At 73.6% G+C, this 14,578-nt stretch carries 11 protein-coding genes; 5 read left to right on the top strand and 6 right to left on the bottom strand.

Features of this window, described 5'->3' with window-relative positions; genetic code table 11:
• The first annotated feature begins 64 nt into the window (after nucleotides 1-64).
• The 4 genes from ACXET9_RS07575 to ACXET9_RS07560 all read left to right on the top strand — a co-directional run bounded on the left by ACXET9_RS07575 (nucleotide 65) and on the right by ACXET9_RS07560 (nucleotide 6,910).
• Nucleotides 65-1,330, top strand: coding sequence for an ATP-binding protein (locus ACXET9_RS07575; RefSeq protein WP_457885909.1), 1,266 nt, complete (start codon nucleotides 65-67; stop codon nucleotides 1,328-1,330).
• 158 nt (nucleotides 1,331-1,488) lie between these two features.
• Complete coding sequence (locus ACXET9_RS07570) at nucleotides 1,489-2,184, top strand: TetR/AcrR family transcriptional regulator (RefSeq protein ID WP_457885908.1); 696 nt, start codon at nucleotides 1,489-1,491, stop codon at nucleotides 2,182-2,184.
• A complete protein-coding gene (locus ACXET9_RS07565) occupies nucleotides 2,184-4,898 on the top strand; it encodes an ABC transporter ATP-binding protein/permease (protein WP_457885907.1) in 2,715 nt (904 codons plus the stop codon). Before ACXET9_RS07570 ends, ACXET9_RS07565 begins: the two co-directional genes overlap by 1 nt.
• Entirely contained in the window at nucleotides 4,895-6,910 is a 2,016-nt protein-coding gene (locus ACXET9_RS07560) for an ABC transporter ATP-binding protein (RefSeq protein WP_457885906.1), read from the top strand. The genes ACXET9_RS07565 and ACXET9_RS07560 overlap by 4 nt, the downstream gene beginning before the upstream one ends.
• Here ACXET9_RS07560 and ACXET9_RS07555 read toward each other — a convergent pair.
• The gene (locus ACXET9_RS07555) at nucleotides 6,886-7,737 is read right to left on the bottom strand and encodes a fumarylacetoacetate hydrolase family protein (protein ID WP_457885905.1); all 852 of its coding nucleotides are present in this window, start codon (nucleotides 7,735-7,737) and stop codon (nucleotides 6,886-6,888) included. The genes ACXET9_RS07560 and ACXET9_RS07555 overlap by 25 nt on opposite strands.
• Nucleotides 7,738-8,056: 319 nt before the next feature.
• Here ACXET9_RS07555 and ACXET9_RS07550 point away from each other — a divergent pair, with 319 nt between their 5' ends.
• Nucleotides 8,057-8,785, top strand: a complete 729-nt coding sequence (locus ACXET9_RS07550; protein WP_457886268.1) for an SDR family NAD(P)-dependent oxidoreductase — start codon at nucleotides 8,057-8,059, stop codon at nucleotides 8,783-8,785.
• Between the two features lie 318 nt (nucleotides 8,786-9,103).
• Here the strand turns inward: ACXET9_RS07550 and ACXET9_RS07545 are convergent, their stop codons facing one another.
• From ACXET9_RS07545 to iolC, 5 genes are all read right to left on the bottom strand, one after another.
• On the bottom strand, nucleotides 9,104-9,865 hold the full coding sequence (locus ACXET9_RS07545) for a GntR family transcriptional regulator (protein WP_457885904.1): 762 nt from the start codon (nucleotides 9,863-9,865) through the stop codon (nucleotides 9,104-9,106).
• 153 nt (nucleotides 9,866-10,018) lie between these two features.
• The gene (locus tag ACXET9_RS07540) at nucleotides 10,019-11,215 is read right to left on the bottom strand and encodes a Gfo/Idh/MocA family protein (RefSeq protein WP_457885903.1); all 1,197 of its coding nucleotides are present in this window, start codon (nucleotides 11,213-11,215) and stop codon (nucleotides 10,019-10,021) included.
• On the bottom strand, nucleotides 11,212-12,423 hold the full coding sequence (locus ACXET9_RS07535; protein ID WP_457885902.1) for a 5-deoxy-glucuronate isomerase: 1,212 nt from the start codon (nucleotides 12,421-12,423) through the stop codon (nucleotides 11,212-11,214). Before ACXET9_RS07535 ends, ACXET9_RS07540 begins: the two co-directional genes overlap by 4 nt.
• 47 nt (nucleotides 12,424-12,470) lie before the next feature.
• Nucleotides 12,471-13,442: a Cgl0159 family (beta/alpha)8-fold protein gene (locus tag ACXET9_RS07530; RefSeq protein WP_457885901.1), complete on the bottom strand. Its 972-nt coding sequence runs from the start codon at nucleotides 13,440-13,442 to the stop codon at nucleotides 12,471-12,473.
• The gene (gene iolC / locus ACXET9_RS07525) at nucleotides 13,439-14,512 is read right to left on the bottom strand and encodes a 5-dehydro-2-deoxygluconokinase (protein ID WP_457885900.1); all 1,074 of its coding nucleotides are present in this window, start codon (nucleotides 14,510-14,512) and stop codon (nucleotides 13,439-13,441) included. Before iolC ends, ACXET9_RS07530 begins: the two co-directional genes overlap by 4 nt.
• Nucleotides 14,513-14,578: the final 66 nt, after the last annotated feature.

The raw sequence follows: 14,578 nt of genomic DNA, 5'->3' as shown, positions 1-14,578 counted from the left end.
AGCCATACCAGCGAATGTCCGGTGAAGGGTTCCACGGGAGACACTCCGCGGCTACCCTTGCTGCATGTCCCCGCTGATCACACGCCACCTGATGCCTCTGGGGGAGGATCTCCTGCAGACCTTTCCCGCCATCGTCGTCCAGGGAGCGAGGCAGGTCGGCAAGAGCACCTTCACGAACATGCTCATGGAGGGCCGCGAGCATCGCTTCATGACGCTTGACGACGTCGGCGTGCAGGATGCGGCGCACGTGGATCCGCGGGCGTTCGTACGACAGGCGGGCGAAGGAACGCTCGTGATCGACGAGATCCAGCGCAACCCGGCATTGATGCTCGCGATCAAGGCAGCGATCGACGAGGATCGGCGACCGGGACGATTCCTCCTGACCGGCTCGTCGGATCTCCTCCGCCTCTCCCGGACACCCGACTCGCTCGCCGGGCGCGCGGTGACCCTCCACCTGCACGGCCTCAGCCAAGGTGAGATCGCCGGGCGGCGCGAGGACTTCGCCGCCTGGATCCGGGACGAGGAATGGACCTTCTCCGCCCCTATGGAGGCATGGTCGCGGGAAGAGTACGTCGAGGCGATCATCCGCGGTGGCTATCCGGAGATCCAGCAGCTGCCGGAGCGCCATCGGGGCATCTGGTTCGACAGCTACCTCGACCGTCTGCTCACGCGCGACATCGGAGATGTCGCGCGTGGCATGTCCAGCGACCGCCTGGCAGCGGTGATCCGCCTGGTCGCAGCCAACCAGGGCGGAGAACTCGTCCAGGCGCGGCTCGCCGACGAGCTCTCCATCCCGACGTCATCGATCTCGTCCTACCTCGCCGCCCTCTCGACCCTGTACCTCACCACGGATCTGCCGCCTTGGCGCCCCAATCTGACCAAGCGGGAGATCGGCCGCCACAAGGTGGGCGTCGCGGATTCAGGCCTCGCCGCGCGACTCTCCCGCCTGCGTGCGGGGTCCCTCGCGGATCTGACAGCGGCCCCTGTGCTCGGTGCGCAGCTGGAGGCCTTCGTCGTCGCCCAGCTCAGTGCTCAGCAAGGCTGGTCGGATGAAGAGTTCGAGCTGTTCCACTATCGCGATCGGAACGGTCTCGAGGTCGACGTCGTGCTGGAGTTCGCCGACGGTCGCGTGTTCCTCATCGAGGTCAAGGCATCGTCGACGCTCCGGGCCGACCACAGTCGCGGTATCCGCACCCTTGCCGAGCGGATCGGCGACAGATTCCTCGGAGGTGCCGTCCTCGGCCTCGCCGAGGAGAGCCGTCAACTCGCCGACCGCGTCTGGGGCCTGCCCGTCTCAGCCCTGTGGACCCATCCCGGCATCTCCGCGTGATCCGTCCGGAGGATCCCGCCTCCCTCCGCAGGGGAGCCGGGGGCGGGGATGCCGCGGCACGTTGCCGCCCACGCCCCGCGAACACTCCTTCCCCACCGCACGAAAAGCAGTTAGTCTCCCCTTAGTTGGTACCAGTAACTTTGCGGGGAGGTGGCGTGATGGCGGAGCGCGTCGGCGGGAGGCCGCGCCGGGTCGAGGAGGCGGACATCGTCCGCGTCGGCCGGGAGCTGGGCATGCGGGAGCTGTCCATGAATGCGGTCGCGGCCGCGCTGGGGGTGTCGGCGACGGCGCTCTACCGGCATATCGACGGACGCTGGGGGCTCGAGTCGCTCGTCGGGGAGACCCTGCTCGCGGACTTCCGCGCCGCCGATGACCCTTCCCTGGATCTGGTCTCCCACCTGGTGGTCTTCGGGAGTGCGCTGCGGGATCACGTCGTCGCGCGGCCCGGGCTCGGCACCTATCTGCAGACCCTCTTCCCCCGCGGGGAGGGCGGACGCCGGGTGCTCGCCGACGAGATCGAGGCGCTGGTCGCCCGCGGGTATGCGCCCGATGCGGCCCTCGTGGTCGCGAGCGGCATCGCCGTGATCGCCATCGGCTATGCCGTCGCCGAGGACGCGCAGCGGGCCCGGGACGCCGACCGTCCGGCCCAGGAGCAGGCGGCGTGGGACGGCATCCGCGCCGACCTCCGCCTCGACCCCGCCCACCGGGTTCTCCCGGAGGTCGACAGCGCGCAGTACGCCCGTCTGATGCTGACGGTCGTCGCGCAGGGCCTGGTGGCCGCGGCCCCGCCCGGGCGACCGGTCGCCGAGGTCGTCGCCGCCCTCGATGCCGCGACGCCGGCAGGGACGCTCTGATGGCGGGGCGCGGGATCAACGGCGCGATCATGCGCGGCCTCGGCATGCGCGATCACGATGCGCGCGTCGTCGGCGTCGAGGCGATCACCCCGGAGTTCGTCCGCATCCGTCTGGTCTCCGAGACCCTGTTCGACGACGTCGCGGTCGGACCGACGGCGTGGATCCGCCTGTGGTTCCCCGATCCCGACAGCACCGGCAGCACCGGCACCGGCACCGAGCACCAGCGCGCCTACACCCTCTCCGCGGCGGATCCGGAGACCGGGGAGTTCGCGATCGACGTGGTGCTGCATGAGCCGTCCGGTCCGGCGTCCGCGTGGGCGCGGCGGGCGGAGGCGGGCCAGGCGATCCAGGTGTCCTCGTCGGCGACCCCGAACTTCGCGCTGCCGACGGAGACACCCCGCGGGCTGCTGCTGATCGGCGATGCCGCCTCCCTCCCGGCGATCGACGGGATCCTCCGGGTCGTGCCCCCGGAGATGCCGGTCGAGCTCTATCTCGAGCAGCATCGGCCCGGTGACGCGGACATCCCCCGCGGCACGCATCCGCGTCTGCGCACCCACTGGGTGCCCCGTGAGGACGAGGGGTCCATCGCCCGGGCGATCGAGGCCCGGGACTGGTCGGACTGGCATGTGTGGGCGGCTCCTGAGTCCGGTTCCCTGAAGCATCTGCGCACGCGGCTGCGCGAGGAGTTCGGCTTCCCCAAGGGCGAGATCCATGCGCGCGCCTACTGGTACGAGGGCCGCGCCTTCGGCTCGCGCCGCTCCCGGGCCGACGAGCGGGCGGCGCGCGCCGAGCTGGCCGCCCACGCCGAGCAGGCCGAGCGCGGCCAGCGCGACGAACCGGCCGAGCGCGACCAGCAGGCCGGGATCCAGCCGACCGCCCCCGTCCCGTCGGACGTCCCGACTCCCGTCCCGTCGGACGTCCCGGCCCCTGCCCCGTCGGCAACCGCCGCCCGCCCGGGGTCCTGGCGCTCGCAGTCGGCGGGGCGGCTGCTGCGTCCGCTGCGGGGCCGGCTGGCCCTCGCGGGGGTCGTCCAGGGGCTCGTCACCCTCCTCGAGCTGTCCCCGTTCGTGCTGCTCACGGAGCTCGCCCGTCGGCTCCTCCAGGGGGCCGGGGCGGAGGAGCTGGCCCGCATCGGCGGGCTCGCGGTGGGACTGATGGCGCTGGGGGTCGTGCTGGCGACCGCGCTCATGGTGGCGACGCATCTCGTCGACGCCCGCTTCGAGCGGGACCTGCGGCAGAACCTGCTGGGGAAGATCGCCCGACTGCCGCTGGGATGGTTCGACCGCCGGACGTCGGGGCAGGTCAAGCAGCTGATCCAGGGCGACACCCTGTCGCTGCACTATCTGATCACCCATGCCGTGCCCGACGGCGTCGCCGCGGTCGTCGCGCCCGTCGCGGTGCTGCTCTACCTGCTCGCCGTCGACTGGCGGCTCGCGCTCGTGCTGCTCGTCCCGGTGCTGGTCTACGTGATCACGATGTATCGGATGGTGCTGCAGTCGCTGCCGCGGATGGGCCCGGCCGCGCAGTGGGCCGAGCGGATGAGCTCGGAGGCCGGCGAGTACCTCGAGGGACAGCCCGTCGTGCGGGTCTTCGGCGGGGCCGCGGCATCGACCTTCCGGCGCCGGCTCGCGGAGTACGTGGAGTTCCTCGGCGACTGGCAGCGGCCGTTCTCGGCGCAGAAGGCGACGATGGACCTCGCGACCCGGCCCACGACCTTCCTCATGCTGATCGTCCTGGCGGGGACGCTGCTGGTGACCTCCGGCGGCATGGATCCGGTGGACCTGCTGCCGTTCCTGCTGCTGGGGACCGCCTTCGGCGCGCGACTGCTGGGCATCGGCTACGGCCTCTCGGGCCTGCGCGACGGCCTCGCCGCCGCGAAGCGCCTGCAGATCGTGCTCGACGAGCCCGAGCTCGCCGCGGCGGCACCGGCCCCGGCGCCCGGCCCGTCGGCCCCCGTCCCCGCGGGCCGGGTCGAGATCGACGGCGTCTCCTTCGCGTACCGGCCGGGCGTGCCCGTGCTGGAGGACGTGTCGCTGCAGCTCGAGCCGCGGACGGTGACGGCGCTCGTCGGGCCGTCGGGCTCGGGCAAGTCGACGCTCGCGGCGCTGCTCGCGCGCTTCCACGACGTCGACGCCGGGGCGATCCGCATCGGCGGCGACGACGTCCGCGACCTCGACGCCGACGCGCTCTACACGCGCATCGGCTTCGTGTTCCAGCAGACGCAGCTGGTGCGCGGGAGCGTCCGCGAGAACATCGCGCTCGCGGTGCCCGACGCGTCCGACGAGCGGATCGTCGCCGCCGCCCGGGCCGCGCAGATCCATGAGCGGATCCTCGCGCTCCCCCGCGGCTACGACACGGAGCTCGGGCCCGACGCCGCCCTCTCCGGCGGCGAGCGGCAGCGCCTCACGATCGCCCGCGCCCTCCTCGCCGACACGCCCGTGCTGGTCATGGACGAGGCCACCGCCTTCGCGGATCCGGAGTCCGAGCATCTCGTGCAGCAGGCGCTGAACCGTCTGACCGCGGGCCGCACGGTCCTGGTCATCGCCCACCGTCTGCACACGATCACGGGCGCCGACCGCATCGTCGTGCTCGACGAGGGCCGCGTCGCCGAGTCCGGCACCCACACGGAGCTCCTCGCCGCCGACGGTCGCTACGCCCAGCTGTGGGCGGCCGACGCCTCCCGCGCACCCCACCTGGAAGGAGAGCGGCGATGATCCGCGCCCTGCTCGCCCTGCTGCCCGAGGGCGGACGCCGCGCCGTCGGCCTCCATCTCGCGCTGACCGTGCTGAGCGTGATCGTGCGCGCCGCGACCGTCGTGATGCTGGTGCCGCTGCTCGCGGCGCTGCTGGGCCCGGAGCCGGCCCATGCCTGGCCGTGGACCGCCGCGAGCAGCGGCCTCACCGTGCTCGGCTGGGTGCTCGACCGTCGGATCATCGCGATCGGCTTCGACCTGGGCTTCGGCATCCTCGAGCATGCGCAGCAGGACCTCGCCGACCGTCTCGCCCGCACCCGCCTGACCTGGTTCACGGCGCGGACCACGGCGGAGGCGCGGCAGGCGATCGGGGCGGTCGGCCCGGACCTCGTCGGCATCGTCATCTACCTGGCGACGCCGGTGCTCTCGGCGGTGCTGCTGCCGGTCGCGATCGCCGTCGGACTCCTCGCGATCTCCTGGCAGCTCGCGCTCGCGGCCCTGGTCTGCGTGCCGCTGATGCTGGGCGCGCAGGTGCTCTCGGGCCGCCTCGGACGACGCGCCGACCGTGCCACCTCCGACGCGAACAGCGAGCTCACCGAACGGATCGTCGAGTTCTCCCGCACCCAGCCCGCGCTGCGGGCCGCCCGCCGCACCGCCCCCGAGCGCAGCCATGCGGGCGCCGCGCTCGCACGCCAGCACTCGGCGACGCTGCGCCTGCTCGCGCTTCAGGTCCCCGGGCATCTGCTGTTCGGCCTCGCCTCGCAGCTCGCCCTGGTCCTGCTCGCCGGGACGACGGTGCTCCTCGTCCTCGACGGGCAGGTCACCGCACCGGAGGCGGTCGCGCTGCTCGTCGTCGGCGTGCGCCTGCTCGAGCCGTTCACGATCCTCGCCGAGCTCTCCGGCGGCATGACCGCCGCGACGGACCTCCTGCGCCGCGTCCGCACGGTGCTCGCCTCGCCGACGATCCCCAGCGGCCCCGTCGAGCTCGGCCCCGCGGCGTCGGCCGCACCGCCGCGGCTGACCCTGCGCGGCGTGCGCTTCGGCTACGCCGACGACGCGTCCGACGGGCGAGCCGACGAGCGAGCCGACCAGCGGGCCGACGAGCGGGCCGACGAGCGACCGGCCGCTGCCGACGCCGGGCTCGTGCTCGACGGGCTCGATCTCGAGCTGGAACCGGGGACGACGACCGCGATCGTCGGCCCCTCGGGATCGGGGAAGTCGACGGTGCTCGCGCTCCTCGCCGGGCTGCACCAGCCGACGTCCGGGCAGGTCCTCGTCGACGGCGTCGACGCCGCGACCCTCGACGCGGGCTCGCGCCAGCGCCTCAGCAGCATGGTCTTCCAGCATCCGTACCTGTTCGACGGCACCCTGCGGGAGAACGTGCTGGTCGGGAACCCGTCGGCGAGCAAGGAGGAGCTGCGCCGCGCCACCGCCCTGGCCCGCGTCGACGCCTTCGTCGACGACCTCGCCGGGGGCCCTGGGGACGCCGGGACCCCCGCGAGCGGCGGGGACAGCGCGACCGGCGCGACCAGGGCCGACAGCCCGACCGTCGCGAGCGGCTGGGACGCGCCCGTCGGCGAGGGTGGCGCCCTCCTCTCGGGCGGACAGCGGCAGCGGGTGTCCATCGCCCGCGCGCTGCTGAAGCCCGCCCCTGTGCTGCTGGTCGACGAGGCCACGAGCGCCCTCGACACGGAGAACGAGGCGGCGATCACCGCGGCCCTCGCCGAGGACACGCGTCCGCGCACCCGCGTCATCGTCGCGCATCGCCTGGCGAGCATCCGTGCGGCCGACCGCGTCCTCTTCCTCGAGGCCGGACGCATCGTCGAGGACGGCGGCGTCGACGAGCTCCTCGCCGCCGGCGGACGCTTCGCCGCGTTCTGGGCGCAGCAGGACGCCTCGGCCGGCTGGCGGCTCGAGGCGGTCCCGCCGTCAGCCGCGGAACCGCCGTCGGCCGGCTCGTCGTCGGATGCGGCGGAGGCGCAGGTCCCGGCGTCAGCCGCGCCGTCGGCTCAGGAGTGCGCGACGAACTCCTGACGCTGCGCGCCGAGGCCGTCGATGCCGATCTCCACGACGTCCCCGACCTGCAGGTACGGGAAGCGGCCGGAGAGGGCGACGCCCTGCGGGGTGCCGGTGTTGATGAGGTCGCCGGGCTCGAGCACCATGTACTGCGAGAGGTGGTGCACGAGCTGCGCGACCGTGAAGACCATGTCGGCGGTGGTGGAGTCCTGGCGGGCCTCCCCGTTCACGCTCGACCACAGGCGCAGCGCCTGCGGGTCGATCTCGTCGGCCGGGATCAGCCCGGGGCCTACGGGGTTGAAGCCCTTGGCGCACTTGCCCTTGGACCACTGGCCGCCGCTCTGCGCGATCTGGAAGTCGCGCTCCGAGATGTCGTGGCTGGTCACGTAGCCGGCGATGACCTCGAGGGCCGCCTGCTCGTCGGCCAGGTACGAGGCCTGCCGCCCGATGACGACGCCCAGCTCGACCTCCCAGTCGACCTTCTCGGCGCCCGGCGGGATCTCGACGGCGTCCTGCGGGCCGACGACGGTGTTGGGGTGCTTGAAGAACACGATCGGCGTCGACGGCGGCTGGTCGCCGGACTCCGCCGCATGCGCCGCATAGTTCTGGCCGATGCAGATGACCGCGGCGGGGCGCGCGATGGGGGCGCCGATGCGCTCGTCGGCGGCGTCCTCCCACACCTCCAGCTCCCCGGCGGCGAGCTTCGCGGCGACCTTCGCGATGCCGTCGGCCGCGAGGAACTCGCCGTCGACGTCGCCGGTCACCGAGTCCAACCGGTACGTGACGCCCTCGTGGACCACGGCGGGCCTCTCCGAGCCGACGGGGCCGAGTCGACGGAACTCCATGGTCATTCCCTTCGCAGTGGGGCGGTGAGGTCGGCGCGGCGCCTGGTCGCAGCGCGCCGGTCCCGTCCATCATCCCAGGAATCCTCGGCCGACGAACCCCGTCTCACCCCTAGACATCCGATCATCTGGCGTCCGACGCTCGCCCTGTCCACCGCTGCGCTCCACGTTTCGTCGTCACATGCGGTCCCCTAGGATGCATTCACCCGATCTCATGGAGGAGTCCCTCGTGCCCGCTTCGTCCCCGCAGCAGCCCGCCGCAGCCCCCGCGCACCCGTCCGCAGGCGGTGCTGCCGACGCTCCGCGCCTCGAGTTCGAGGGTGTGCGCGCCCTGGTCACCGGCGGCGCCTCGGGGATCGGCGCCGCGACCGCGCAGGAGCTGATGGCGCGCGGGGCGACCGTCGCCGTCCTCGACCTGCGTCCCTCCGGCGCACCCGAGGGAGCGGTGGCCCTGGCCTGCGACGTCGCCGATGCGCAGAGCGTGGACACCGCCGTCGCGACCGCCGCGGAGGCCCTCGGCGGCCTCGACGTCGTCATCAACAACGCCGGCATCGGCGCCCAGGGCGACGTCGCCGCGAACGACGACGCCGAGTGGGCCCGCGTCCTCGACGTGAACGTCACCTCCGTCGCCCGCGTCTCCCGCGCCGCCCTCCCCCACCTGCGCGCCTCCTCCTGCGCGGTCATCGTCAACACCTCCTCGATCGCTGCCGAGGTGGGCCTCCCGGAGCGCGTCCTCTACTCCGCCACCAAGGGCGCCGTGCAGGCGATGACCCTGGCCATGGCCGCGGACTGGGCGCGCGACGGCATCCGCGTCAACGCCGTCCTGCCCGGCACGGCCAACACCCCCTGGGTCCAGCGCCTCCTCGACACGGCCGACGACCCCGCCGCCGAGCGCACCGCCCTCGAGGCCCGCCAGCCCCACGGCCGCCTCGTCGAGCCCGACGAGGTCGCCGCCGCCCACTGCTACCTCGCCTCCCCCCGCAACGGCTCCACCACCGGCGTCCTCCTCGCCATCGACGGCGGCGTCACCGGCCTCCGCATCCGCAGCTGACGCGGGGCGAGGCGGGCAGGTCGGGCAGGGCGGGCTCCGAAGTCTTCTGCCACCTCCCAACGCTCCCACCGCCCCCGTCAGTGGGCAGAAACCCCCGGAAATGGAGCGCTTCAGCTACTGCTCACGGACACTCGCCCGAGACGCAGCCCTCCTCAGCGTCACCTCGCCCCACCCCGAATGCCGCCGCCCCGCCCAGCGGCCGCAGACCCCCGGAAATGGAGCGCTTCAGCTATTGCTCACGGACACTCGGGCGCTGAGCGAAGCAACTGAGCAACGGCACCCCGCCCCTCACGCCCCTCACGCCCCTCGCACCCCGCCTCACGAGTCGACGAGCGTGACCTCGAAGCTGTAGCGGGAGGCGCGGTAGACGTGGAGGCCGAACTCGACGACGGTGCCGTCGTTCGCGAAGGACTTGCGCTCCATGGTGAGGAGGGCGGCGCCGGGCTCCTCGTCGAGGAGCTCGGCGTGCTCGACGTCGGCGACGGTGGCGCCGATGCGCTCGTGGGCGAGGACGCTGGTGACGCCGCGCTGACGGAGCGCCTCGTAGAGGCCGGTCGTGGTGAGCTCCTCGCGGGTGGGGGCGTGGCGCTCGGGGAGGGTGTTGCGCATGACGGCGAGGGGCTCGCCGTCGGCGTAGCGGACGCGCAGGAGGTCGAGGACGAGCTCGCCGTCGGCCAGCTGGAGGCGGTCGACGGCCTCGGGGTCGGGGCGTCCGATGCGGTACTCGACGATCTCGGTGCGGGGCGCCTTGCCGGCGGTGCGCAGGTCGTCGTAGAGGGAGGTGAGCGCGACCTGGCGGTTCACGGGCGCCTGGACGACCTGCGTGCCGACGCCGCGCTTGCGCACGAGCATGCCCTTGTCGACGAGCTCCTGGATGCCCTGCCGGACCGTCGGACGCGAGAGGCCGAGCCGCTTGGACAGCTCGAGCTCGTTCTCGAGGCGGCTGCCGGGCGGGAGCTCGCCGTCGCGGACGGCCTTCTCGATGCCGGCCGCGAGCTGCAGGTACAGCGGCATGGCGAGCTCGCGGTCGATGGCGAAGTCGATCCTGGAGGCCTTGATGGGCTCAGACGATGTGGCCATCGCGTCCGTCCTCCTCAGCGGTGCGCTCCCCGGGCGCGGGATGCTGTCGCGGCCAGGATACGGTCCGACGGGCGGGAATCCGGGCCTGACGAGCAGATTCGACCGCCGGCCCCGCCGTCGGCCCGACGGGTCCCGCCGTCCGGGATGCGGGGCTCACGGCCGGTCCCGCAGCTCCACGGCGACGTCCCCGTCGGCGGTGAGCGAGCGCTCGGCGGCGGCGCAGACGGCGGCGGCGAGGTAGCCGTCCCAGCTGGTCGCGGACCGTTCGGCGACGTTCGTCCCGTCGGCGATCGCCTCGATCCAGGCCTGCACCTCGGCGTCGTAGGCGGCGACGAAGCGGGGCCGGAAGTCCAGCGGCACGCCCCCGCCCCAGCTCCCGCCAGCACTCCCGCGCGCGCCTCCGCCGACGCCCGCGCTCGCACCTCCGACAACGCCCGCACCCCCGCCGACGCCTGCACCCGCACCCGCGACCTGCGTGGTCACGCGGGAGACGCCGAGGCCGATGGTCGCGGCGCCGCGGGAGCCGACGAGCTCGGTGCGCACCTCGTAGCCGGCGTTCGTGCTGACCCAGAGCTCATCGGTGACGACGGTCCCGGAGGCGGTGCGGAAGACGAACAGCAGCGGGTCGTGCAGGCCCTCGGGGGCGAGCTCGGTGCTGCGCGGGACGATGGTCTGCACGGAGACGGCGGGTTCACCGAGGAAGTAGCCGATCGCGTCGATCTCGTGGACGGCGGAGTCGTGGACCATCATCGTGTCGTCGAAGCCCGGCAGGACGGAGGCGTTGCGGTGCTTGCAGTTCAGCAGCAGCGGGGTGCCGAGCTCGCCGGCGGCGATCGCGTCGCGCAGCTCGGCGTACTCGGCGTCGAAGCGGCGCATGAACCCGAGGGAGACGAAGGCGGTGCCGGTCGCGGCCTCCGCCGCGGTCTCGGCGAGGACGACGTCGTAGGCGTCGTCGGGGCTCATGGCCAGCGGCTTCTCGCACAGCACGGGCTTGCGGGCGGCGATCGCGGCGAGGGTCTGCTCGCGGTGGAAGGCGCCGGGGCTGGCGATGAGGATCGCGTCGACGTCGTCGGCGGCGACGACCTCCTGCCAGGTGTCGACGACCCGGCTGCCGGGCGCGGTCGCCGCCACGGCCTCGGCGGTCTCGCGCCGGTAGTCGCTGACGACGCTGATGCGGGCGCCCTTCGTCCGACGGCTGATGCGCTCGACATGGTCGGCGCCCATCCGGCCGACGCCGATGACGCCGACGCGGATGTCCGGCGGTGCGGCCGACGACGGGACGGCCGACGCAGCGGGCTCGTCGCCCGGGCGAGCGGCCGACGACGGGGCGGGGGAAGCGGAAGCGGTCATCGGGCCTCTCCTTCGAGGTGGTCTGCGGCGGCAGGGTCGGTGGGACCGGCGGCAGGATCGGTGGGACCGGCGGCAGAGTCGGTGGGACCGGCGGCAGAGTCGGTGGGACCGGCGGCAGGGTCGGCCGCAGCGGCGAGTCGGGGGTCGATCCCGGCGTCGGCCCAGGTGGAGCGCACCCAGGTCTGCTCGGGATGGTCGGTGATGCACCAGGCGCGGTCGGGCTCGGGACCGGCCATGACGTTGAGGTAGTACATGTCGTGGCCGGGCGCGGCCGCGCACGGACCGTGCCAGCCGTGCGGCACGAGGACGGTGTCCCCGCTGCGCACCTCGACGAGCACGTCGATCGCCTCGTCGGACGACGAACCGCCTCCGGCCGACGCACGTCCGTCGGCCTGCGCGGCCCCGTCGGCCGACGCACGCCCGTCAGCCGACGCACGCCCGTCGGCCGCATCGCGGCTGGAGGAGGTGCGGTGGAAGCCGAAGCCGGGGGTGCCGCCGGGGGCGTCCTGGATCTCGTAGTAGTAGATCTCCTCGAGCTGCGATTCGCGGTGCTCGCCGTCGTCGACGGTCTCGTCGTGCTTGTGGGCGGGGTAGCTGGACCAGTTGCCGCCGGGGGTGATGACCTCGCAGGCGATGAGCTTCTCGCAGCCGTCGAAGGCGCCGACGGTGCCGAAGTTGCGCACGAGGCGGGTCATGCTGCCGCCGCCGCGGATCTCGACGGGGACGTCCTCCGCGCGGATCAGCGCGACGGGGTGACGGGCGGACCCCGCCCCGTCGGCCCCGCGCCCGTCGGCCCCGTCGGCCCCGCGCTCGACGGCGGCCGCGGCGAGGGCGAAGCGGCCGCCGTCCGCGGAGGAGATCACGAGCTCGCTGCCCTCGGGGACGTAGAGGACGTCGGTCGCGGAGGCGAAGACGTCGCGGCGTCCGCGCAGGACGTGGCGGACGACGCCGCCCGCGTCCCCCGCACCCGCGGCGTCGGAGCCGGGTCGACCGACGACGACCTCGCAGCCGCCCTCGAGCGGGACGACCATGAGCTCGACGCCGTCGGCGCGGACGGACTCGGCCCCGCCGGGCGCGAGCGCGAGGACGCGCAGGCCGGTGTGGACCCAGCCCGCGCGGATGCCGGGCTCGACGATCGTCTCGTAGGCGCTGTCGGCGGTGGAGCCGGCGGGGAGGTGCAGGTCGGAGCTGCCGGATGCGGACGGCATGGTCCCTCCTTCAGGGGCGGGCGGGGCGGGCGGGCCGGGCGGACGGTTCAGCGGAGCATGTCCACCGACGCGCTGACCGCGGCGGTGATGTCGTCGTCGGCGGGGTAGAGCAGGGTGCGGCCGACGACGAGGCCGCGCACGTTGGGCCGGTCCAGCGCCCGCTTCCAGGTGGCGCGGAGGGTGCCGGGATCGTCGTCGGCGGGGTCGCCGCCGAGGATGAGCGTCGGCAGGGTGGTGGCGTCCATGACGCGCTCCATGTCGGCGACCGCGGGGAGCTTGAGCCAGGTGTAGGCGCTGGTGGCGCCGAGGCCCTGGGCGATGTGGATGGAGGCGATGACGGCCTCGGGGCTGAGGTCGTTGACCATCTTCCCGTCGACGCGGGAGGACAGGAAGGGCTCGACCATCGCGATGAGCTCGTGGCGGGCGAGGTCGGTGACGGCGCGGGCGGAGGCGTCGAGGATGAAGGAGGTGCGGTCGTCGTCGAGGTCGATGCGGGTGAGCATCTTGCCGCCGTCGAAGCCGGCCGCCTTGATGGAGGCGGCGTCGTAGGCGGTGAAGCGGTCCTCGATCTCCCAGGTGCTGCCCTGCAGGCCGCCGCGGTTCATGGAGGCGAAGACGATGCGGTCCTCGAGGGCGCCGAGCAGCAGCAGGTCCTCGAGGATGTCGGCGGTCCCGAGGACGCCGTCGACGCCGGGCACGGCGAGCGCCTCGCACAGGCGGTCCAGCAGCTCGCGCCGGCTGGCCATCGCGTGCGGGCGTCCGCCGACGCCGAGGGCTCCTCGGGCGGGATGGTCGGCGGCGATGATCATCATGGTGCCGTCGGTGTCGGCGACGGTGCGGCGCCGACGCGCGGCGGCGAGGCGGGCGATCCGGCCCGGATCCTCGAGGCGCACGCGGGTGATGTCCTCGAAGCTCGTCGCGAACCCCGCTCCGGCCGACGCAGCCCCGGCGGCCGACGCAGCCCCGGCGGCGGGCGCGGCACCAGCGGCGGGCGCGGCACCAGCGGCCAGCGCGTTCATGCGCCCGCTCCGTCGCTCACGCTCGCGCTCGCGCTCGCGCCGTCACCGGCGCCGCGCCCGCGGAGGTCGGCGAGCATCTGCTCGACGGTGCGCCCGCGGTTGGGGTCGCCGCCCGCGAGGAGCAGGTCGATCTCCTCGCTCGTGGGCATGGCGGTGGAGCATTCGAGGCGGCTGGTGACGATCGCGCCCGCGGCGTTGCAGCGGGTCAGGATCGTGCCGAGGTCCTGGCCGGCGAGGAGGCCGTGGCAGAGGGAGCCGCCGAAGCTGTCGCCGGCGCCGAGGCCGTTGATGACCTCGATGAGGTTCGGGGCGACCTCGACGCGCTCGTCGCGGGTCTTGCCGAGCACGCCCTTCGGGCCCTGCTTGACGATGGCGATCTCGACGCCGGCCTCGAGGAGGGCGTCGGCCGCGCGCTCGGGCTCGGTCTCGCCGACGGCGACCTCGCACTCCTCCCGGTTGCCGACGGCGACGGTCGCGAATCGCAGCGCCTCGCGGTACTGCTCGCGGGCCTCCTCGACGGAGCTCCAGAACATGGGCCGGTAGTCGAGGTCGAAGACGGTGTGGGCCGTGCGGCCGCGGGCTGCGAGGGCCGCGAGGTGCGCGGAGCGGCTGGGCTCCTCGGACAGCCCCGTGCCGGAGAACCAGAACAGGGGCACCTGCCGGATCGCCTCGAGGTCGAGGTGCTCGGGGGCGATCTGCAGGTCGGGGGCGCTGGGCCGACGGTAGAAGTAGAGGGGGAAGTCGTCGGGCGGGAAGATCTCGCACAGCGTGATGGGAGTGGCGAGGTCGTCGTCGCGCACGACGAAGCGGCCCGAGACGCCGAGGCGCTCCATCTCCTGGACGACGTAGCGCCCGAAGGGGTCGTCGCCGACGCCGGTGATCACCGCGGGCCGATGGCCGAGCCGTGCGGCCGCGACGGCGACGTTGGTCGGGCTGCCGCCGAGGAACTTGCCGAAGCTGCTGACGTCCTCGAGGCCCTTGCCGATCTCGAGCGGGTAGATGTCCACCCCGCTGCGTCCGACGGTGATGATGTCGAGATCGGCGGGTGCGCTCTGCTCTGCTGCTGCCATGGTCTCCGTGCTCCTCTGCGCCGCGCTGCGCCGTTCTGCGATGGATTCCGAGCGGTGACCTGGGGC

The organism is Brachybacterium netajii (SeqCode), from assembly GCF_054114245.1.
The sequence above is the reverse complement of the archived record's forward strand: the minus strand, read 5'-3'. Positions and strand labels throughout refer to the sequence as shown.

Excerpts from the sequence above, each read along its gene's own strand:
- iolC (WP_457885900.1), bottom strand. The coding sequence starts at position 14,512 with ATGGCAGCAGCAGAGCAGAGCGCACCCGCCGATCTCGACATCATCACC.
- ACXET9_RS07540 (WP_457885903.1), bottom strand. The coding sequence starts at position 11,215 with ATGACCGCTTCCGCTTCCCCCGCCCCGTCGTCGGCCGCTCGCCCGGGC.
- ACXET9_RS07555 (WP_457885905.1), bottom strand. The coding sequence starts at position 7,737 with ATGGAGTTCCGTCGACTCGGCCCCGTCGGCTCGGAGAGGCCCGCCGTG.
- ACXET9_RS07530 (WP_457885901.1), bottom strand. The coding sequence starts at position 13,442 with ATGAACGCGCTGGCCGCTGGTGCCGCGCCCGCCGCTGGTGCCGCGCCC.
- ACXET9_RS07565 (WP_457885907.1), top strand. The coding sequence starts at position 2,184 with ATGGCGGGGCGCGGGATCAACGGCGCGATCATGCGCGGCCTCGGCATG.
- ACXET9_RS07570 (WP_457885908.1), top strand. The coding sequence starts at position 1,489 with ATGGCGGAGCGCGTCGGCGGGAGGCCGCGCCGGGTCGAGGAGGCGGAC.
- ACXET9_RS07535 (WP_457885902.1), bottom strand. The coding sequence starts at position 12,423 with ATGCCGTCCGCATCCGGCAGCTCCGACCTGCACCTCCCCGCCGGCTCC.
- ACXET9_RS07575 (WP_457885909.1), top strand. The coding sequence starts at position 65 with ATGTCCCCGCTGATCACACGCCACCTGATGCCTCTGGGGGAGGATCTC.
- ACXET9_RS07560 (WP_457885906.1), top strand. The coding sequence starts at position 4,895 with ATGATCCGCGCCCTGCTCGCCCTGCTGCCCGAGGGCGGACGCCGCGCC.
- ACXET9_RS07545 (WP_457885904.1), bottom strand. The coding sequence starts at position 9,865 with ATGGCCACATCGTCTGAGCCCATCAAGGCCTCCAGGATCGACTTCGCC.